Annotated in this window: 17 protein-coding genes; 5 read left to right on the top strand and 12 right to left on the bottom strand. The window is 58.0% G+C overall.

Annotated features, from left to right (window positions below):
* Positions 1 to 554 (top strand): transposase (locus Q0F21_RS01215; protein ID WP_297236615.1); only part of this gene is annotated, 554 nt, incomplete at its 5' end.
* Positions 555 to 637: 83 nt separating this feature from the next.
* On the opposite strand, the gene Q0F21_RS01220 is transcribed toward Q0F21_RS01215, so the two are convergent.
* The 9 genes from Q0F21_RS01220 to pyrH form a co-directional block, all read right to left on the bottom strand.
* Positions 638 to 1582 carry an OmpA family protein gene (locus Q0F21_RS01220; RefSeq protein ID WP_297236617.1) on the bottom strand — a complete coding sequence of 315 codons (945 nt, stop codon included), beginning with the start codon at positions 1580 to 1582 and terminating at the stop codon, positions 638 to 640.
* Between the two features lie 48 nt (positions 1583 to 1630).
* A complete protein-coding gene (locus Q0F21_RS01225; RefSeq protein WP_297236619.1) occupies positions 1631 to 3829 on the bottom strand; it encodes an outer membrane beta-barrel protein in 2199 nt (732 codons plus the stop codon).
* Positions 3830 to 4055: 226 nt separating this feature from the next.
* Positions 4056 to 4934 carry a nucleoside phosphorylase gene (locus Q0F21_RS01230; protein ID WP_297236621.1) on the bottom strand — a complete coding sequence of 293 codons (879 nt, stop codon included), beginning with the start codon at positions 4932 to 4934 and terminating at the stop codon, positions 4056 to 4058.
* 6 nt (positions 4935 to 4940) lie between these two features.
* The gene (floA, locus tag Q0F21_RS01235; RefSeq protein ID WP_297236623.1) at positions 4941 to 5969 is read right to left on the bottom strand and encodes a flotillin-like protein FloA; all 1029 of its coding nucleotides are present in this window, start codon (positions 5967 to 5969) and stop codon (positions 4941 to 4943) included.
* Positions 5970 to 5997: 28 nt separating this feature from the next.
* A complete protein-coding gene (locus Q0F21_RS01240; RefSeq protein ID WP_297236625.1) occupies positions 5998 to 6492 on the bottom strand; it encodes an NfeD family protein in 495 nt (164 codons plus the stop codon).
* 26 nt (positions 6493 to 6518) lie between these two features.
* Entirely contained in the window at positions 6519 to 7775 is a 1257-nt protein-coding gene (locus Q0F21_RS01245; protein WP_297236627.1) for a hypothetical protein, read from the bottom strand.
* Between the two features lie 188 nt (positions 7776 to 7963).
* Entirely contained in the window at positions 7964 to 8908 is a 945-nt protein-coding gene (rsgA, locus tag Q0F21_RS01250; RefSeq protein WP_297236629.1) for a ribosome small subunit-dependent GTPase A, read from the bottom strand.
* A gap of 23 nt (positions 8909 to 8931) precedes the next feature.
* Positions 8932 to 9492, bottom strand: a complete 561-nt coding sequence (gene frr / locus Q0F21_RS01255; RefSeq protein WP_297236634.1) for a ribosome recycling factor — start codon at positions 9490 to 9492, stop codon at positions 8932 to 8934.
* 45 nt (positions 9493 to 9537) lie between these two features.
* On the bottom strand, positions 9538 to 10251 hold the full coding sequence (gene pyrH, locus Q0F21_RS01260) for a UMP kinase (RefSeq protein WP_297236636.1): 714 nt from the start codon (positions 10249 to 10251) through the stop codon (positions 9538 to 9540).
* Positions 10252 to 10932: 681 nt separating this feature from the next.
* On the opposite strand from pyrH, the gene pyrB reads away from it, so the two are divergent.
* Genes pyrB through Q0F21_RS01280 form a run of 4 tightly spaced genes read left to right on the top strand, consistent with a single transcriptional unit; the run spans position 10933 to position 14255 of the window.
* On the top strand, positions 10933 to 11853 hold the full coding sequence (gene pyrB / locus Q0F21_RS01265; protein WP_297236638.1) for an aspartate carbamoyltransferase: 921 nt from the start codon (positions 10933 to 10935) through the stop codon (positions 11851 to 11853).
* Between the two features lie 16 nt (positions 11854 to 11869).
* Positions 11870 to 12340 carry an aspartate carbamoyltransferase regulatory subunit gene (pyrI, locus tag Q0F21_RS01270; protein ID WP_297236640.1) on the top strand — a complete coding sequence of 157 codons (471 nt, stop codon included), beginning with the start codon at positions 11870 to 11872 and terminating at the stop codon, positions 12338 to 12340.
* A gap of 35 nt (positions 12341 to 12375) precedes the next feature.
* Positions 12376 to 12978 carry a LemA family protein gene (locus Q0F21_RS01275; protein WP_297133088.1) on the top strand — a complete coding sequence of 201 codons (603 nt, stop codon included), beginning with the start codon at positions 12376 to 12378 and terminating at the stop codon, positions 12976 to 12978.
* Positions 12979 to 12980: 2 nt separating this feature from the next.
* Positions 12981 to 14255 (top strand): TPM domain-containing protein, encoded by a 1275-nt coding sequence (locus Q0F21_RS01280; RefSeq protein ID WP_297236642.1) that lies wholly within the window; start codon positions 12981 to 12983, stop codon positions 14253 to 14255.
* Positions 14256 to 14483: 228 nt separating this feature from the next.
* Here Q0F21_RS01280 and Q0F21_RS01285 read toward each other — a convergent pair whose 3' ends face one another.
* The 3 genes from Q0F21_RS01285 to dxr are packed head-to-tail and all read right to left on the bottom strand — an operon-like array spanning position 14484 to position 19429.
* Entirely contained in the window at positions 14484 to 16916 is a 2433-nt protein-coding gene (locus Q0F21_RS01285) for a Smr/MutS family protein (RefSeq protein ID WP_297236644.1), read from the bottom strand.
* Between the two features lie 2 nt (positions 16917 to 16918).
* Positions 16919 to 18235 carry an RIP metalloprotease RseP gene (gene rseP / locus Q0F21_RS01290; RefSeq protein WP_297236646.1) on the bottom strand — a complete coding sequence of 439 codons (1317 nt, stop codon included), beginning with the start codon at positions 18233 to 18235 and terminating at the stop codon, positions 16919 to 16921.
* Between the two features lie 18 nt (positions 18236 to 18253).
* Positions 18254 to 19429, bottom strand: a complete 1176-nt coding sequence (gene dxr, locus Q0F21_RS01295) for a 1-deoxy-D-xylulose-5-phosphate reductoisomerase (protein ID WP_297236648.1) — start codon at positions 19427 to 19429, stop codon at positions 18254 to 18256.
* Positions 19430 to 19895: the final 466 nt, after the last annotated feature.

Consider the following 19895-nt stretch of genomic DNA (forward strand, 5'->3'; position numbering starts at 1 on the left):
GCGAAAATGCCCCCGATGCCATCTATGTCTTCGACCACTTTCACGTCATCAAACTAATGAATGATACCCTGGACAAGATCCGAAGAGAGCTGGTCTCACGAGAGGGAGACCCGGCTAAAAGGAGACTCATAAAGGGATCTCGGTTTTTACTCCTGGCAAACTCAGAGAACATTGTAAATCATTGCGGAATGTCCAAGCTACAATTAGCCCTCGAAGTCAACAAACCCCTCTCGCAGGCTTATTATCTCGAGGAGGATTTCTGGCAGATACACACCTGCGAAGCCATAGATAAAGCAGAGGAGAAGCTCGACGAATGGATCCTGATGGCCCGGGAAACTGCCATAAAGCCTCTGGTTAAGCTTGCAAACACCATTTCTGCCGCAAAGAGAGATCCTCGCATGGTACATTGGAAGCTCTCAACAGCAACGGTCGAAGGCATCAATAATAAGATCAAAGTAATGAAGAGAAACGCTTACGGATATAGAGATGACTACTACTTTACGCTCCGTCTATTCTCTCTCCACGACTGCTCCATCACGCGAAATGTCGGATGAGCCAAAAAAGAGAGGCAGCTGTGAGAGTGATCTCACAGCTGCCTCTATCGGTCTGTCTGCCCGTTTGGGCAGAGAGCTATCTGTTACTCACCGTAGTATGGACGGATGTCCACACGGCGGGCGTCAGGGTACTGAGCGGACTTCTCCTTGATGGTATCCTCGCCTGAGGGTACGATGTGGAGGTAGTGGTCTGAGATGCCCTTGGTCCTGAGGTAGTCGGCTGCGGCATTGACGCGGCGACCGGAGAGACGATTGTTGTAGCGCATGTTGCCCTCCGGGGAGGCGTAACCTCTGAGCTCTACAGCCATCTTATTCTCCAGGATCCATCCGGCAACGTTGTCGAGCACGACCTTAGCCTTAGCGTCCAGCTTAGAGCTGTCGAAGCCGAAGAAGACCTGGCTCAGGAAGTGATCCCAGGAATCGGCCTTGGCACCCGGTGCGAGCGGGATGGTCTGCTGCCCTGTGGTACCGGGGAGGATGGTGGTTGTCCCGGCGCCGGGAGTTGTGGCACCTGAGGCGGGACCGACTCCCTCGGTGAGGAGTGAGGCGAGGTCGCCATTGCCGAGGAGGTAATTCACCAGGGCAGGGTCGAGCTTGCCGCCATTCTGCTGGGCGAGGAGGATCAGGAGCATCGTCTCGAGACGATCGATCCGCTGCTCGTAGTCCTTGGTATAGACGTTCTTCAGTGCCGACTCGAGGAGCTTATTCTTCAGAGTCTCCACCTTGAAGTCATTCAGAATCTCTGCCTCCTTGAGCTTGCGCTGGGAGTCTGCCCGACCGGCGACGATCATCTTGGTGATGAGCTCCTCTGCCTGCTCGCGGGTGATGGGGAGGATCGCATTGTCCTCCACCTTGTCCCAGTCCTGAATGCCCAGAGCCTCGGCGTAGTCCTCGGAGGAGAGCGCATGGGTCTCAGCCCGCGTCACGTCCACCGTGTCTGCCGGTGCGACCTCTACGGTCTGTGCCAGTGCGGGTGTCGCAGCGACCATACCGAGGGTCAGCAGTAGTGTGGTAGTTATCTTATTCATATCTAAATGGATCTACTCTTGTTGATGAAACGTAAAGAGGGGATTTCTTTAGAAGATGAATCGATAGCCAACAGCGATCTGGTTATTCTTGAAGAGATTGCGTGCAGTGTAATCTACGAACATCTCGCCCTTGGTACCGAGGTTGATATTGGTACCGGCGATGATGTTGGTGCCAAACTTGGTGCCAAGACCGTGCTGGAAGATGCCGACACCGAGACCGACGTAGGGGGTGAAGCGGCTCTTGATGTCGATATTGTACAGGAAGTTACCTGCGAGATCAAAGGAGGTACCGCCCTGACGGAAGCCAAACATGATCTCCGGTACGAAGTCAAATGCACTGTCGCTGATCTGCATGTAGCCACGCATACCGAGTGCCCAAGAGGTAGACTCACCGAGGTTGAAGCCGGTGACGGCAGCGAGACGATTGAGCTTCAGCCAGCCGCCATTGGGGTGAACGGCTGCGGGACGCTCTGAGGGGGCTACGTCGTAGGAACCACGAGGAGCGGGCTGCGGAGCATTGTATCCGGTGCCGGGAGCGATGATGGTGGTGGAGGGGGTCACGGTGCCGCCGTTGGTGTTGCGGGCATCGCGCTCGAGTGAGCCGACACGTGCCTGGAGATCCTTGATGGCGCGATCGTCAGAGGTCACGGTCGTGGTCGAGGTAGAGGTAGATGTGCTGGTACCCTGAGTGGCGAGTGCGCGGAGGATCACGTCGGTCTCGTCAGCGGTGTAGAGGGAGGCACGCTTGCTCTCCTCCTCGTGGATACGAGCCATGATGCGATCTACCATCTCCTCAAACTCCTTCTTGGTCATCATCTGACCCTGGAGCTTCTTCACGTCAGAGCGGCTGACCTTAGAGCTTCTGGAGTCGCGGCTCTCGCGATCCTCACGGTCCTCACGATCCTGACGGTCACTGCGGAGCTCATTGGTGCGCTCGTTGTAGGCAATGGTCTCGGTGTCATCCATGAGCTCGCTCTGGAGCACGGGATCACCAAGGTTGATGCGGAGACCGGCGGTGTAGCCGATATTGACAGCGATGTCGTCGGGGGTGCTCACGCTCTCGACCTTCTGATCATTTGCGGTCATCAGGATGGCGTCAGCGTTGCCGAAGAGGGCAAACCAGCGAGAGATCGGGATCTCGATACCTGCACCGAGCATGCCGAAGAGGTCCTTGCTCTTGAAGTTCTCCTTAGCCTGCTCCTCGTCCTTAGACTCGATCAGGTTGTTGCGGTCGAGGTAACCGGCACCGAAGCGGAGGTAGGGGACGATACCACGCGGGTAATTGAGACGTGCGATGAAGTTGGCACCATACATCTTCATATCCTTATTGAAGTCGAAGCTCAGCTCATTGGGCTCCTTGGTAGCCTGGTAGTAGAAGGCACGGAGACCGACAAGTGAGGAGAAGTCGACACCGACGCTACCGCCGAGGAACCACTGGTCGCTCAGACCGGTCTTGTTGCGGAAGTCGACGTACTGCACGCCGGGCTCGAGGACGAACTTCATGCCGCGGAATCCGTCGCTGAAGAGGCTGGCATAGCGATCGCCGAGCTGGTGAGTGCCGGGAGCGGCGTTGCCGCCGAGGTAGAAGTCAAAGGAAGCGAGTGCGGACCAGTTGCCGTACTTCTTCTTGTCCAGATCCTTCATGTCGCCGTAGTGGTTGATGAAGGAGTTGTTGGCGTTCATATTGAAGCCCAGGTTACGAGCCTCCATAGAGAATGCCATGCGGTCGGTGATGCGGAGCTTGACACCGGCACCGAGGGTGTAGTAGAGCTGCTTGTCCTTGACCTTAGCCTCCTCGATGATAGCGTCCTTGTCCTCTACCTTGAAGGGATTGTAGTCGAGGACCTGGACACCGGCACCTGCGGTGAGGTAGGGGGTAACGGCAGCGTTGCCGAGGAGATTGACCTTAGCCTCACCACCTACGCGGGAGATGGTCATGTCCATACCGTCCAGCTTCTTCAGGGCGTCCTCGTTGAGAGGATTCCAGTCCTTGTCCTGGAGGGCGTTCTTGAGATTGATGGACTGCTCGTAATTGGCGCGGATCTCGAAGAAGGGACCGAAGCCGAAGCCTACTCGGGCTCCGACGAAGGGAGAGTTCTTGAGCGCGATGTTGGAGTTCCACCAGTTGTACGAAGCGTATGGGGATACCATAACGCTGACGTCGCGAACCTGCGCCGTGGCGTTGTTTCCGGCGAAGGCGCCGGCCATTAGACCCGCCAGGGCGAGTACCAGTTTCTTTGATCTCATAAATGTTAACGTCTTAACTGTATAAGTTGTGTGAATGTTGCGTTATGCTTATTGGAACGTGATGCCACGTCTCGGCACAAAGGTACTCAAATATTGGGTCTCTTTAAAATAATCTTTCTTTATTCTGCACGAATGGGGGCTTATAGTGGTATTTTCAGGAAGAGAATGCGAAAGCCCCTCCCCGACCACAGTCGGGGAGGGGCTTCGGTGCGTCTGTGTGTGGGGGTCAGATCCGGTCGAGGACAGTGTCGATCAGTCCGTCGAGGGTGTCCTTGTAAGAGGTGTTCATGTCCTGCTTCTTGCGCCCGGCGATGATGGTGCAGACGGTGAGGCAGCGGTGACCGAGGATGGAGCCGATACCGGCGAGAGCAGCGCCCTCCATCTCGAAGTTGGTGATCCTATGCCCGCGGTACTCGAAGTCCATGATCTTGCGATTGAGATCCGTGTCGAGTGGCTTAGAGCGGACCTTGCGTCCCTGAGGAACGTAGAAGCCGTTGGCAGATATGGTCACCCCGTGGATGATGTCGGTGCCGTCGGTGATCTGGCGGAAGAGACTCTCGTCATTTCGGACCACGTAGGGCTTGAGACCGGTGAGCTTCCAGTCGAGACCGCTGAGGAGCGCCTCCTCGAAGTCCCTGTCGCATACCTTTGCCTCGTCGGCGTAGAAGTGGAGTACGCCGTCAAATCCGATGGAGTACTCTGAGGCTACGTAGGCACCCACAGGGTCGTCCTCCTGCAGTCCGCCGGAGGTGCCCACGCGGACGATGGTGAGGCTCTTGTGCTCCGGCTTGACGACTCTCCTCTGGAGGTCGATATTGGCGAGGGCATCGAGCTCATTCATCACGATCTCGATATTGTCGCCTCCGATGCCGTGGGAGAGTGCTGTCACTCTCTTGCCCTTGTAGGTGCCGGTGATGGTGTGAAACTCTCGGCTGCTGACATCGCACTCCCGGCTGTCGAAGCGGGAGGCAATCATGTTCACCCGTCCGGGATCGCCGCAGACGATGATCTTGTCGGAGATCTGCTCGGGACGGATGTGGAGGTGGAAGATGGAGCCGTCTTCATTGACGATCAGCTCGGAGTCGGGTATTCTATTCTCTGTCATAATATATTATAGTGTTTTCTTAGAGTTGTCACTCTGGTTGCTCTTCTTGGTTACGTCCTCGGAGGGCTTGGTGAGAGGCTTAGCGATATTCTCTCTCATGGAGGTGTCGGCCTGGATGTTGCGCATCTGGTAGTAGTCCATGACGCCCAGGTTGCCACTTCGGAACGCTTCCGCCATCGCCAGAGGCACCTCAGCCTCAGCCTCGATCACGCGAGCACGAGCCTCCTGAGCCTTCGCCTTCATCTCCTGCTCCGTTGCCACTGCCATGGCGCGCCGCTCCTCGGCGTGAGCCTGGGCGATGTTCTTGTCCGCCTCTGCCTGGTCCATCTGCAGCACGGCACCGATGTTACGTCCGACGTCGATGTCTGCGATGTCGATCGAGAGGATCTCGAAGGCGGTACCGGAGTCGAGCCCCTTCTTAAGCACCAGCTTCGAAATGGAGTCCGGATTCTCGAGGACGGAAGAGTGAGCCTCAGCGGAGCCGATGCTAGACACGATGCCCTCTCCGACGCGAGCGAGGACAGTCTCCTCGCCAGCACCACCGACCAGCTGAGAGATATTAGCCCGCACGGTGACGCGCGCCTTGGCGATCAGCTGGATGCCGTTCTTGGCCACAGCGGTGACCGGCGGGGTGTCGATCACCTTAGGATTCACGCTCATCTGGACCGCCTCAAAGACGTCACGCCCGGCGAGGTCGATCGCAGCAGCATCGCTGAAGCTCAGGTTGATCCCCGCCTTATTGGCTGAGACGAGGGCGTGTACCACCTGCTCCACATGTCCTCCGGCGAGGAAGTGCGCCTCGAGCTCGTCCCGAGTCAGCCCGATCCCCGCCTTATGCGCCTCGACCATCGCACGGACGATCACCTGAGGCGGGACGTTTCGGATCCTCATCATGAAGAGCTGGAAGAGGGAGATATTCACTCCCGAGGCCTGGGCGCTCACCCAGAGCATAACGGGGAAGTAGCGGAAGATGACCGCCAGGATGATCAGTGCGATGATCACCACTACGCCCCAGAATATTAATGTCGGTGTCATGAGATAATGTGTAGATTATTGGTTGTGCTTACTCAGATAGCGGCTCTGCGCCCCGCTTGTCGAGGCTGACGTAGATCGTCTCCTTGTCTATCCGTGAGATGTAGATCGGCATATCCTGGTCGATGAAGCCCTGCTCCGACGTCGCCTCAAAGATCTTCCCCTCCACCTCCACCGTCCCCTTGAGGGCGAGACGGCTGCGAGCGATGCCGGTTGCGCCGACGGATACATCCACAGGCCGGCGCGCAGAAGAGGAGATCTCGCTAGAGAGTGCCACCTTGCGCACCACCTTCTTTCGGCTCATGATGTAGGCGGCAATGCAGAAGAAGAGGATCGTGAGGAGGGCAAAGATGACCGCCATCGTGTCGTACCCCCCGCGGATGAGGTAGTACTCTGTGCCGGCTACCGTGCCAACACCAAGCAGACCGGCGAAGCCCACACCGGGGATCAGGAAAACCTCCCCCACAAGTAGCGCTGCCGCCACTATGGCAAGCAGCACAATGATGATGACTAATCCTATCGACATGGCTCTGTATAATGATTAAAGAGTGATTACTTTGTCTTCGTCTCCAGCCTGATCACCTTATTCCGGAGATCAAAAAGCTCCGCCCGGAGTGCCTCCTCCTCCCGCTCCAGAGTTAGTATCTCTCTCCTGACAGACTGATCGATCTCGTATCGCTTGCGTAGAGAGTCCAGCTTAGTTCTTAGACCGGAGAGTCCCTCTTGCTTCCGGATGTACTGCTCCAGGAAGTGCTGTGCCTCTCTACCGGTTACGCTGCTCCGGTCGTAGACTGGTGTCTCCCCGATCCAGAATAGCGGCTCCCGGATCACCTCCGGTCTCTTCGGCACCACTCCACGAGCTGGCGGCGGCAGGGCGATGCCGGACTGTAGGATGCTGTCGCCCAGCAGCCATGCCAGCTCCCTCGTCACCACGTCCTGCCGCTCCGTGCGGTGGGAGAGGGCGTAGAGAGCAAGTACCTCCCGATCCGATGTACCTCTGTCGGTGAGTAGCCAGTCTACGCCTCGCTCCTCATCCCGTAGCAGGAGCAGGTCACTCGCCATAGTATTATAGGGCGCAGATAGCTGCTGCGGCACCAGCAGGCGTCCTCCCTCACGGTCGTATCTCGAGACGAAGAGATCGTACGCCCCGAGCGACTCCGGTCCGCTGTAGGCAAAGCTAATTGTCTCCCCATCGGCAAGAAGGTAGGGGAAAGCTATCCGACCGCCCTCCAGCCCGAGGATCTCCACCTCTCTCGCACTCTCGCTGTCCCAGGAGCCGTCTCCCAGCCGACCGGTCACCACCAGGTGGTCGTGTCCAAGGGTATCCGAAACCACCTGCCACCGCTCCCGACCGTCAGCACTCACGAAGGAGCTGCGACCAATTTGCCCGACTGACGGCGTCTCGCGGCTCAGATCCGCCAGCAGACCCTCCTCGCTCCCGGTGCGGTGGGCATAGAGCTGCATCCGGACGAGCCCGGCGGAGGTTCGCTCAGCCGCCCTGAGTCTCCTCGTCAGCTCCTCCACCGTCCTCTGCTGATCGTCGGACGTACGGAGCGACTCTATCCCCCGGAGCTGCGCCGACGCCTCACTCATATCGTAGTGTGCGATGGCTATCTCGGTGAGCAGGGTCCGATTGGTGAGGGTCCTCCGCTTTGCTTTGCTCAGACTCCCGATGTAGCTCTCCATGCCGGAAGTGTTGCCCCGCATCATCTCGCTCCGGAGGCTGTCGATCTGCGCCTCGCCGGTCAGGCTCAGCGTCAGTAGTCCCAGGAGAAGTCCGAGTAGGGCGATATTGCTATGCTGTCTCATCATGATATTCACCATTAGTGGGATAAATATAGCGAAATAATTAATGCTAAAGGTCACTCATCCTCGCACCTCCTATAGTCCGCCACCGATCAGAGCAGAAGACGTCGCCCTTAACCTCCGAATATATATAGCAAGTCCCCGGCGAGATCTCTCACCGGGGACTTTTTGCTCTGAGCTAGTTACAGGCGCTACTGAGGGAGGCGGTACTTCTCCTCGCTGTCCTCGTAGAGCATGCTGAGGTAGCTCTTGTAGCGAGAGGGAGCGATCTTCCCGTCTCGCACGGCTCTCAGTACCGCACACTTCGGCTCGTGGGTGTGGCTGCAGTCGGCATAGTGGCAGTCCTTGGCGTAAGCAAATAGATCGGGGAAGTAGCCGTCTATGTCCTCCTTGCGGAAGTCAAATGAGCCGAAGCCCTTGATCCCCGGCGTGTCGATGAGGAAACCGTCCTCTGTCCCCTCGATCGGGTACATCTGAGAGTAGGTGGTGGTGTGGACCCCGAGATTAGTCTGCTCGGAGACCTCGCCGGTCTTACGATTGGCTCCGGGGCAGAGGAGGTTACTGATCGTCGACTTACCCGCCCCGGAGTGTCCCGCCAGCAGTGTCACACCGTGCGACACCTCCTGCCGAAGTTCGTCGATGCCGACTCCCTCCCGCGCAGAGATGACGAGACAGCGGAAGCCGATGCTCTCATAGAGAGCCTGCATCCTTGCCATCTCCTCGCCCTCGGAGGGACTGTACCGGTCAATCTTATTGAATACCAGGATCGTCTCCACATCGTATGCCTGGGCGGTCGCCAGGAAACGATCGATGAAGGTGGTCCCGGTGATCGGATAATTGATCGTCACGAGGAGGATTGCCCGGTCGAGGTTGGCCGCCAGGATGTGGGACTGCTTGGAGAGATTGACCGACTTGCGCACAATGTAGTTCCGCCGGTCCGACACTGCCGTGATCCAGCCGAAGTCTCCATCCTCCGGCCGGGGGATGGTAAAGGTGACAAAGTCTCCTACCGCGATCGGATTGGTCGACTTGATGTCTGCGGTCTTGAAGTGTCCTCGCAGGTGACAGAGATACTCAGCTCCGTCAACCACAATCGTATAGACATCTCCCTGGCAGCAGGTAACGACTCCTTCCATTGGCACACTGTCGGAGAGTGACCTCAGACGGTCATGATCTCCTTCTCCTTCGCGTTATAGCACTCCTCGATCTGCTTGATGTACTTGTCGTGGAGCTTCTGGACGTCGCTCTCTGCATCACGCTCGACGTCCTCTGAGAGTCCGTCATTGAGGAGCTTCTTGAGGCTGTCATTGGCATCGCGGCGGGCGTTGCGGACGCTGATGCGTGCCTCCTCGCACTCCGCCTTGACCTGCTTGGCCAGCTCCTGACGGCGCTCACCAGTGAGTGGCGGGATGGTGATGCGGATGTTCTCACCGTTGTTGCTCGGCGTGATGCCGAGGCTGGAGTCGATCACAGCCTTCTCGATGTCCTTGAGGATCTTCTTCTCCCACGGAGTGATGATCATGGTGCGGGCATCCGGTACGGTGACCGTGGCCACATTCTTGAGTGGGGTGAGGTTGCCGTAGTACTCCACTCGGATGTCATCGAGGAGCTTGGGATTGGCGCGACCTGCGCGGATCTTGTCGAGACGATCTTGGAGCGAAGTGATGGAGTCGCCCATCATCCTGCCGGCCTTTGTGAGGATCTTGTCTAGTTCTTCCATGGTCTGGATATTTGTCTATTTCGCCTGTGGCGGTTAGTGATGTACTTATTCGGTGACAAGTGTCCCGGTAGTCTCACCTGAGAGCAGTCTCATGAGGTTACCGGGCTTGTCCATATTGAAGACAACGATAGGCATACCATTCTCCCGACACATTGCTGTGGCGGTGAGATCCATCACTCTGAGGTTCTGTGCATAGATCTCGTCGTAGGTGATGGTGTCGTACTTGGTCGCGGCGGGATCCTTCTCCGGATCAGCGGTGTAGATGCCGTCGACGCGGGTCCCCTTGAGCATCGCATCGCACTCCAGCTCCACAGCACGGAGCGAGGCCCCGGTGTCGGTGGTGAAGTAGGGGTTTCCGGTGCCACAGGAGCAGATGGCAATCTTGCCCTCTCGAAGCGCTGCAATGGCGTCCCACTTATTATAAAAGCGTCCGACGGGAGCCATTTGGATGGCGGTAAAGACTACGGACTCCAGCCCTACGGCCTCCAGCGCAGCGGAGAGCCCGAGGCTATTGACCGTCGTGGCGAGCATACCCATCTGATCGCCCTTGACCCGATCGACGCCCTTGCCGATGCCGGTCAGTCCCCTGAAGATATTGCCCCCACCGATCACGATGGCGATCTCGGTGCCGGTGGCATCGACCACCTCCTTGATCTCTTGTGCATAGGCACTTAGCTTGTCGGGATCGATGCCGTAGCCCTGACTCCCCTGGAGGGACTCACCGCTGAGCTTGAGTAGTACTCGTCTATATCTGGACATGTCTGGTATTGAGAATAAACTTATCACTGACAAACCTAATAAAAAAAGCTGTATGGACAAGCTCTGAGAAACGGAGAGAAGGTACCCCTCCCGATCTGGCGCAAATCTAAACCCGGTATTAGTCATCACTATTACCGGGTTTAGTGATCACTAATACCGGTATTAGTTTGGAGCCATACTCTGGTAGGGGTGACGCATTAGAGCTTTAAAGCAGGAAGTGATAATCCCTGTCGCTGCTGTGCAATCCTGTCGACTGATCCCTCCCCTGCTGCAGCCGCCTGCCGATCCCGCAGGGGCGAAGCCCCGGAGGGATCATCGCTTTTTAGACCGAGTGTCGAGGCACGAAGTGCCGAAGACCCCGGGAAACGACGATGCATTTAAAGTATACGACCCCGCTAGGGTGTCGCACATACCAGTCAGTCAATCAGTGCGACACCCTACGGGGTCGCGGGATCGCTTGCAATGCCGGATCCCCGGGTCGTCGGGGCTACGCCCCTCGACCCGGGTCTAAAAAGCGGGCACCCCTGTCGGGGTGCTTCGTTCCCCACTCTTTACGATGAGTTGGATGACTTATGTAAGCCTCAAATGTGTCACCCCCTGTTCGGGTAGGGGCAGAGTCTCGTGGATTGGGCGAATAATGCTACATTTGTGAGAGAAAAGAATCATATAGAGTATGCGACTATGAATCATAACAGTCTCTATTCGATCAATCAACTCTCTGAGGAGGAGATTCTTCGGATCCTGGACATGGCGGAGTGCTTCGAGCGTCAGCCCAATCGTGACTTCCTGCAGGGTCGCGTGGCGGCGACGCTTTTTTTTGAGCCCTCCACGAGGACGCGTCTCAGCTTCGAGACCGCTGTCAATCGCCTACGCGGCCGGGTGATCGGCTTCTCTGACGCTCGCGCCAGCAGCACGTCGAAGGGTGAGAGCCTGCACGACACGATCAAGATGGTCTCCAACTACGCTGACCTGATCATCATGCGCCACTTCCTCGAGGGAGCGGCGAAGTATGCCAGTGAGGTGACGGAGATCCCGATCATCAATGCCGGCGATGGTGCCAATCAGCATCCCTCGCAGACGATGCTCGACCTCTATTCGATCCGCAGGACGCAGGGCGGACTGGAGGACCTCACGATCACAATGGTGGGAGATCTGCGCTTTGGGCGCACGGTCCACTCGCTGATCGAGGGGATGAATTACTTCCGCCCCCACTTCATCTTCGTCTCCCCCGATATGCTGGCTCTGCCGGCGGAGTACCGGGACTACTGCGATGAGCACCATATCCCGACAGAGTACTCACACGAGCTGACGCCGGAGATCATCGCCGAGACCGACATCCTCTATATGACGCGGATCCAGCGGGAGCGCTTCACGGACGAGGAGGACTACGAGGCGGTGAAGGACTCCTTCATCCTCCGAGCCGATATGCTCCGTCCCGCCAAGGACACGATGCGCGTCCTCCACCCCCTCCCGAGGGTCAATGAGATCGCCATGGATGTGGACAGGACCAAGTATGCTTACTACTTCACTCAGGCACAGAATGGTCTCTATGTCCGCGAGGCTCTCATCTGCAGAGCCCTTGATATCCCTGTCACAGAGTAATCAATGTATGAGTGCCATGACTAAAGTAGAGAAAGGTCAGCTGCGGGTCAATGCGATCAAGAATGGGTCGGTCATCGACCACATCCCTGTGGAGCACCTCTTCAAGGTGGTCCGCCTCCTCCACCTCGACAGCCTCGACGTACCGATCACCATCGGGCAAAACCTCCGTAGTAAGCGGATTGGACAGAAGGGGATCATCAAGGTGGAGGACAAGTTCTTCTCCGAGGAGGAGCTCAATCGCCTCGCCCTCGTCTCGTCAGAGATCGTGATCAATGTGATCCGTGAGTACGAGGTGGTGGAGAAGAAGCACGTCACCCTGCCGGACGACATTTGCGGTCTCGTCCGGTGCCCCAATCCTAAGTGTATCACCAATAACGAACCGATGAAGAGCGCCTTTCGACTCCTCGATCGGGAGCAGGAGATCATGCAGTGCGAGTACTGCACCCGCAAGGTGCACCGCGGCGAGATCGTCCTTTGCGATGAGTAAATTTAAGAGTATAAACCCCTAACAATAGAGTAACTATGAGTAAGAGTAATAAAGGTAGCCTGATAGCCATTGTCATCGTCATCCTCCTTGTCCTCTGGGCTGTCGTCGCCGGCATCAGTTTCAATAATAAGGCGGTGCAGCAAGAGGAGGGCGTGCGCCAGGCGTGGAGCCAGGTGGAGAATCAGTACCAGCGCCGTGCTGACCTGATCCCCAATCTTGTCAATACGGTAAAGGGCTACGCTACCCATGAGCGTGAGACGCTGGAGGGAGTCGTTGAGGCACGTGCCAAGGCAACCCAGATGACTGTCGATCCGACGAAGATGACCCCCGAGGATCTTGCTGCCTATCAGCAGGCTCAGGGTGAGCTCTCCCAGGCTCTCGGCCGACTCCTCGCTGTCTCGGAGCGCTACCCGGATCTGAAGGCAAATGAGAACTTTAAGGCTCTCCAGGTACAGCTCGAGGGAACGGAGAACCGCATCTCTACGGAGCGGAAGCGCTTCAACGAGGTGACGCAGGAGTACAATACCTTTGTCCGCAAGTTCCCCAATAACATCTTCGGCTCTATCCTGGGCTTCAAGGCTAAGCCTTACTTCGAGTCTGTCGCCGGCGCCGATCGTGCTCCTGAGGTGAAGTTCTGACCGTGAGGCGGTTCTTTCTCCTTCCCCTTACCCTGCTCCTGCTGCTCCTCTCCGGGGTGGCAAGGGCTGAGGTGCGGGACTATCGCCCGGAGGATGTGCCTAATGTCCAGAAGCAGGACTACCGACGCTTCGTCAGCGACCCGGAGGGGTACTTCACACCGGAGGAGCGGTCGGAGATAGACCGCGCTCTCTACGACCTGAGAGAGCGGCATACCGTGGAGGCGGTGCTGGTGGTGCTACCGGCGATTGAGAATGATGACCCGGAGACCTTTACGGAGGAGCTCTTCCGCTTCTGGGGACTCGGTAAGGCTGAGGATGATAATGGCCTGCTGATCCTCTATGTGACCCAGAGGCGTCGGCTGATCCGCTTCGAGACCGGGTATGGTCTCGAGGGGGCGCTGCCCGATGCTGCCACCTACGGCATATCGCAGCGGATCCTCATCCCGGGGATCAAGGAGGGAAGGTCCAAGGAGGCTTTCCTCGCCGGGATCAGTCAGATAGACACCTATCTCAGTGAGGGCTACGATCCCTCCAATGACGGAAACGTCGACTACACCGATGATGAGATGAGCGACGAGGATCTGCTGACGATCTTTGCCGGCTACGGGATCCTCTCTGTGGTGGTGGCGGTGCTAGCTCTGCTGGGACTCTTCGGGCGGGTCCGTCTGGGAGGAACGCCGGCGGAGAAGTATTCCATCCTCAAGCGAAGAGGGTCGGAGGTACTCCCGATGGCGATAGGCTTCCTGCCGGGATTTCTCCTGATCTTCCTGCCTGTATACCTCTGGCTGAAGTCGAAGTGGCAGCGTCGCCTCAAGGACTGCCCCTACTGTGGCTCGCACGATACCATCACCCGACTGAGGTATCCTAATAACTTATCGTATCTCAATGCTGGAGAGGCTCTTGAGGAGAAGCTACGCAGTGTCGCCCATCCAGTGCTGGTCTGTGATCTGTGCCACCGATCGCAGGTGATGAGCCTCGATAGAGACTCCCGGGAGTACTATCGCTGCCCCTCATGTGGGGTGAAGGCTTACCATGCTACTGTCTCTGTCAATGCTTTTGGCAGGCAGGTGACGGTCGGCAAGTGTGAGCACTGCGGTCATACCGATCGGGCAGAGCGTATCCGCCGTCGGGGTAGTGGCTTCGGACCGGTGATCTGGGGCGGAGGCTTCGGCGGCGGAGGCTTCGGTGGTGGAGGTAGCTTTGGTGGCGGCGGTAGCTTTGGTGGCGGCTTTGGCGGTGGATCCTCCGGTGGCGGTGGCTCCACATCCCGCTTCTGACCCCTTCCTATATTGTAATAAGGTGTCCTTATCGGAGAGACGTCAGTATGATTCTTGACTGATGGAGCTGGTTATTGCATGAAGGAGACCATACGAGACTTTGGCTCCTTCTGTAGGTAGTATATTTGCAGCTGTACTCGGTCTTGTGAGATTAGGGAGGAAGGAAGCAAGGAGAGGTTCCTCTCCTAATACTCGCATATCCTTAGGGAAGACTTGACTGCGGAGTCGTCAGCCGATGTGGACGATGGTGATGCCGGCACCTCCGAGATCTGCGCGCTCGTCCTCGTAGGAGGCGACGTGCGGGTGATCCGACAGCAGCTCACGGATCGACTGACGGAGTGCCCCGGTTCCGGTGCCGTGGAGGATCCGGACGGTGCTCATGCCGTAGCTCACCGCCTCGTCGAGAAATCCGGTCACTGCCCGGAGGGCTTCATCTACCCGTTGTCCACGACAGTCGAGGAGGGGCTTGAAGGCTAACCTGCGCTCATCCGACTGCATCTCCACCACCTTGGGCGGCTCCTTGTGGATGATCGTCTGCTTGCGGATCGTGGGAGTGAGCTTAGAGAGCGGCACGGTGACGGTGATGCTGCCGAGGGAGACGCGTGCCTCCTTCCCCTTGATCTCGGTCACTTCGCCCACCGTATTTCCTCCCTCCAGAGTCACGCCGGTGCCAACAGTGATCGTCTCTCTTGATACGTTGCTCTTTTTCTGCTCCCGCTTCTCCTTTGGCTGCACCCTCTGCTCAAGTGAGGTGCGCTTATTGTCCAGCTTTTGCCGAGCCTTCCTTGTCCGCTCTTTATCTGCCTTGGCTGTCTTGATGTCGCGGATCGTCTTCTCCACCGCAGCGTTGGCTGATGAGACGATGTCCAGAGCTTCCTGATGAGCTTTGGAGAGAACGCTCTCACGCTTGGACTGAAGGGCGTCGAGCTTCTGCTGGAGTCGGATGCGCTCCTCCTCGAGCTCTCTCTCCCGCTTGTGTACCTCCGACCGCTTACGACCCCAGTAGGCCTTGTCGCGCATAATGTCCTGGAGGTACTTGTCCTGCAGCATAAAGTCCTCTCCCACCTGCTCGGAGGCGTAGTCGAGGATCACCTCCGGGAGACCAATGCTCCGTGCGATCTCGATGGCAAAGGAACTCCCCGGCTGACCGATCACCAGCTGGTACAGCGGCTGGATCCGCTGCCGGTCGAAGAGCATCGCCCCATTGATCAGTCCGTCGTGCGTTGAGGCGTAGTCCTTCAGGTTGCCGTAGTGGGTCGTCACTACACCGTAGGCGCCCATGAGTCGGAATTGCTCCAGTGCACCCTCCGCAATCGCCCCACCGATGGTTGGCTCGGTGCCGCTGCCAAACTCGTCGATCAGCAGCAGCGTCCTGTCCGTGGCGTTGCGGGTGAAAAACTTGATATTCGTCAGGTGACTCGAGTAGGTAGATAGGTCGTCCTCGAGCGACTGCTGGTCCCCGATGTCGATGAAGATCTTGTCGAAGAGCATCATCACGCTGTGGTCCTGCATCGGCACCGGGAGTCCACACTGTAGCATATACTGAAGCAGCCCTACGGTCTTGAGGGTGATCGACTTACCTCCCGCATTCGGTCCCGAGACGATGAGGATCCGATCCTCGGGGGTGAGCTTAATGTCGAGGGGGACGAGCGATCTGCCCTCCTCCCTGAGGTGTCTCTCCAAGAGTGGGTGGCGCGCCTTCCACCACTCCATACGTTGCTCCCCCGTCTCGATCACCGGTACCACCGCATCCATCTCCCCGGCGAGGAGTACCTTGGCGTGGACGAAGTCGAGGATCCCGAGGATCGTGATGTCGTCCCGCACCGTGTCGAGCCAGGGTCGTAGCCGGTCAGCGAAGGCGTGAAGAAGTCGGAGGATCTCCTGTCGCTCCTCGCCCTCCTTCTCCCTTATCTCATTGTGCAGCAGCACCACCTCCTCCGGCTCCACGAAGAGCGTCTTGCCGGTCGCCGACTCCTCATAGACGATGCCGCGGATGTCTCGCTTATTGCCGGGGTTGATAGGTAGAAGGAGACGGCCGTCGCGCATCACGGCGGAGGCATCTGCGTCGACCCAGCCCTGCTGCCGGGCATGACGGAGGACACGCTGCATCGTAGCCCCGAGCGAACCCTCGAGAGAGCGGATCGCTCGGCGGATACTCCGTAGCTCGTCCGATGCGCCATCGGGTATCTCCCCGTCGTCACCGATCAGCCGGTGGAGCTCCTGTCTCAGCTCCTCCAGCGGCTCCAGGCGGTCGATCAGTCGGTGGAGGAGCGGATAGTCCTCTGCTTCATCCTCGGTCAGGATTTTGGCGGTCTCTGCTACTGCGTCCAGCATCTCGCGGAGAGCGCGCAGCTGCTCCGACTCCAAGTAGGACCCCTCCGGCCGCACGCCCTTGATCGCTGAGCGGAGTGCCCCGAAGCCCCAGGAGGGGAGGGTGCGACTGTCGCAGAGCTCCTGCATCTCCGTCACCCGCCTCAGCTCCGTCCTCAGTTCTCTTGACGCAGAGTCCATGAAGTGCATCCGCGACACTAAGTAGCGGGACACCTCATTTGCGCAGTGGTGGAGCAGCCTCTCCCTGAGGGCGGAGAAGCCGAGCTTGGTCGACTCCACCTCCTTCACGGAGGGATAGATGGGAGACTTGTCGTCGGTACGCTTGCGCATGGTCAGAAGAGGAATCGGATCACATCAGCCACGTTGGCATAGATCATAAGGAGGAAGAGCAACCCGATGCCGACCAGCTGAATGTAGTACATATACTTATAGGGGATCTGCCGCCGCGTGATCATCTCCAGAAGTAAGAAAAAGATATGTCCGCCATCGAGTCCGGGGATAGGGATAAGATTCATCACCGCGAGGATGATCGAGAGGAAAGCGGTCATGGTCCAGAAGGATAGCCAGTTCCATACCGGTGGGAAGAGACTCCCGATGGTCCCGAGACCGCCGATGCTCTTAGCTCCCTGCGGCGTGGCGACATACTTTAGCTGATCCACGTACCCGGTTAGGAGCTGCCAGGAGCGGGAGACGCCCTTGGGCAGTGCCTCGAAGAAGCCGTACTCCTCATGTATTTTCCCAAAAGCCTTACCCGGATCGGCGGAGAACATGATCCCAAGCCCATCCTCCGGATCTGCATAGACCGGTAGCTGAAGCGTCTCCTGACCTCGACGCAGGGTGAGTAGGAGCGTATCTCCACGGAGCTCCTTTACGGCGGGCAGCAGACTTGAGAGCTTCATCGGTCTGCCATTAAGTGCCAGTACCTCATCGCCGGCGAGGACTCCTGCTCGGGCTGCATTGGATCCGGTAAGGACAGAGTCCGCAACACTCGGGAGATCGATGTAGAAGAGCGCACTGTCGGTCTCCAGCATCGCCGGGATCAGGTCTACCGGTACGGCGAGGTCCACCCGGCTCCCCTTTCGCACCACCGTTAGAGTCTCTGCATTGGCGATCTCCTGGACGAGAGTGCCATCGAAGTACTTGATCTCCTTGCCGTCCAGCGCGTAGGGGCGGTCCCCATCCTGCAGTCCCATGCGGTGTCCCACACTGGAGTAGGTGAGCGCATCCCCGACGCCCTCCATCGGTATGTGGTCCACGCCGTAGTGGTAGGAGAGACCCCAGTAAATCAGGATCGCCATCAGAACGTTATTCAGGATGCCACCTGCCAGCACGAGGAGCCGCTGCCACTTTGGCTTGGCTCTAAACTCCCACTCCTCCGGTTCGCTGGGCACACCGGTCTCAGCCTCCTGCTCATCGATCATACCCTCTATGGCGCAGTAGCCTCCGAGCGGCAGCCAGCCGATGCCGTACTCTGTCTCGGACCCCTTTGGCTTCCACTTCCAGAGAGCAAACTTCCAGTCAAAGAAAAGGTAAAACTTGGAGACCCGGATGCCGAAGAGCTTGGCCCACAGGAAGTGTCCCAGCTCGTGGATAAAAACCAGCAGTGAGAGCGAGAGGAGTAGCTGAAGTATGCGTATGAGGATTCCCATATATAAGGTAGTGCGTGATTAGTGTCGTGGGCTCCAGATCTCGGCCAGCTTGCGTGCCTCCCCGTCGTATATCTCCAGCGTCTCGAGGGATAGGGCACTCCGCTGCGGCATCCGATCGAGACAGTGACTGACCAGCTCGGGAATGTCGGTAAAGCGGATATCACCAGAGAGAAAGCGGCGGACTGCCACCTCGTTGGCCGCATTGAGGACGCAGGGCGAAGTGCCGCCCTCCTCGATGGCACGATAGGCGAGGTCGATGCAGGGGAAGGCATCCCGGCGTGGGGGCTCAAAGGTGAGGCTGCTCAGCTGATCTGTCGTGGGAAGCGATGTCAGGCCGGGGAGCCGTCGGGGGAAAAGTAGTGCGTAGGCTATTGGTACCCGCATATCCGGCAGCCCCAGCTGCGCCTTGACTGCTCCGTCGCAGAAGCCCACCATGGAGTGGACGATGCTCTGCCTGTGGACGCAGATCTCGATGTCCCGGGGTGCTACGCCGAAGAGATGGTGCGCCTCGATCATCTCCAGCCCCTTATTCATCATAGAGGCGGAGTCTATCGTCACCTTGTTGCCCATGTCCCAGTTTGGGTTCTGGAGCGCTTGCTCAGGAGTCACCTCACGGAGTTGCTCCTTGGTGAGGTCGACAAATGGTCCCCCCGAGGCGGTGAGGTAGATCTTGGCAACGTCGCCATGCCTCTCGCCGACAATGCACTGATAGATGGCGGAGTGCTCTGAGTCTACCGGCAGGATCACGCCTGCATTCTCCCGCGCCAGGCGGCTGATCAGCTCGCCCCCGACGACGAGTGACTCCTTATTGGCAAGGGCCACCAGTCGACCGTTCTTGATCGCCTCGATCGTGGGGTGCAACCCCGCAAAGCCGACGATGGAGGAGAGGACGATATCGGTGTCGTAGGAGCCGGCTACCTCCAGCACCGCCTCGCGACCCGCCTTCACCTCGGTATCGGTGTTGCGGAGCGCCTGCTTGAGTTCCTTGTAGAGCTTCTCCTCACCGGTCACCACGACACGGGGACGGAAGCGGAGTGCTTGCTCCACTGCCACCTTCACGTTGGACCCAAATACCAGGGCCTCCACAGCCAGCTCATCGCGGTGTCGCTCAATCACTTCAAGTGCCTGGGTGCCGATCGAGCCGGTACTCCCCAGTAGCGTAACTTTCTTCTGCGCCATATCTCTCTTATCCATAATCCGGTCGCAAAGTTACCAAAAGATACCGCTCTGCCGATCCACTCATCTCCACCCTCGATTCCGCATGATAGTCGATACGGGGACAAAAGTGTCGGCAGGCGGATTGCACAGCGACAGTGATTGTCACTTCTTTGCTGTGTAGCTCAAATGCGTCAGCCCTGCGCCCCCAAACTAAGCCCGGTAATAGAATTCACGGAACTCTACCTGCCAGCCTCCAGACCGGTAAGATACCCCCCCACTCACTCCTCCTCCTCGGCTTAGGATGGAGAGATGGGTGGGGAAAAGAGGGTATATTTGTTCTTAGATGTATATACCACACTTTAGTCTAAGACGCTCACGCTATGGGAGAAGAGAAGAATAAGGTCATTACCTCGATCACCCTGCTCGATGGGACGGTGCTGCCGTGCGAGCCGCTGGGAGAGGGCGAGAAGCCGGTGCCGACTCGCTGGGCTCTTAATCATGA

The organism is uncultured Porphyromonas sp. (assembly GCF_934359325.1).
Lineage (GTDB): Bacteria > Bacteroidota > Bacteroidia > Bacteroidales > Porphyromonadaceae > Porphyromonas_A.

What these genes read in the sequence shown, in the direction of transcription:
- pyrB (WP_297236638.1), top strand. Translation starts at nt 10,933, where the DNA reads ATGAATCATAACAGTCTCTATTCGATCAATCAACTCTCTGAGGAGGAG.
- Q0F21_RS01245 (WP_297236627.1), bottom strand. Translation starts at nt 7,775, where the DNA reads ATGAGACAGCATAGCAATATCGCCCTACTCGGACTTCTCCTGGGACTA.
- rseP (WP_297236646.1), bottom strand. Translation starts at nt 18,235, where the DNA reads ATGGGAATCCTCATACGCATACTTCAGCTACTCCTCTCGCTCTCACTG.
- Q0F21_RS01285 (WP_297236644.1), bottom strand. Translation starts at nt 16,916, where the DNA reads ATGCGCAAGCGTACCGACGACAAGTCTCCCATCTATCCCTCCGTGAAG.
- dxr (WP_297236648.1), bottom strand. Translation starts at nt 19,429, where the DNA reads ATGGATAAGAGAGATATGGCGCAGAAGAAAGTTACGCTACTGGGGAGT.
- floA (WP_297236623.1), bottom strand. Translation starts at nt 5,969, where the DNA reads ATGACACCGACATTAATATTCTGGGGCGTAGTGGTGATCATCGCACTG.
- pyrH (WP_297236636.1), bottom strand. Translation starts at nt 10,251, where the DNA reads ATGTCCAGATATAGACGAGTACTACTCAAGCTCAGCGGTGAGTCCCTC.
- Q0F21_RS01220 (WP_297236617.1), bottom strand. Translation starts at nt 1,582, where the DNA reads ATGAATAAGATAACTACCACACTACTGCTGACCCTCGGTATGGTCGCT.
- Q0F21_RS01240 (WP_297236625.1), bottom strand. Translation starts at nt 6,492, where the DNA reads ATGTCGATAGGATTAGTCATCATCATTGTGCTGCTTGCCATAGTGGCG.
- pyrI (WP_297236640.1), top strand. Translation starts at nt 11,870, where the DNA reads ATGACTAAAGTAGAGAAAGGTCAGCTGCGGGTCAATGCGATCAAGAAT.
- Q0F21_RS01230 (WP_297236621.1), bottom strand. Translation starts at nt 4,934, where the DNA reads ATGACAGAGAATAGAATACCCGACTCCGAGCTGATCGTCAATGAAGAC.
- Q0F21_RS01225 (WP_297236619.1), bottom strand. Translation starts at nt 3,829, where the DNA reads ATGAGATCAAAGAAACTGGTACTCGCCCTGGCGGGTCTAATGGCCGGC.
- rsgA (WP_297236629.1), bottom strand. Translation starts at nt 8,908, where the DNA reads ATGGAAGGAGTCGTTACCTGCTGCCAGGGAGATGTCTATACGATTGTG.
- Q0F21_RS01275 (WP_297133088.1), top strand. Translation starts at nt 12,376, where the DNA reads ATGAGTAAGAGTAATAAAGGTAGCCTGATAGCCATTGTCATCGTCATC.
- frr (WP_297236634.1), bottom strand. Translation starts at nt 9,492, where the DNA reads ATGGAAGAACTAGACAAGATCCTCACAAAGGCCGGCAGGATGATGGGC.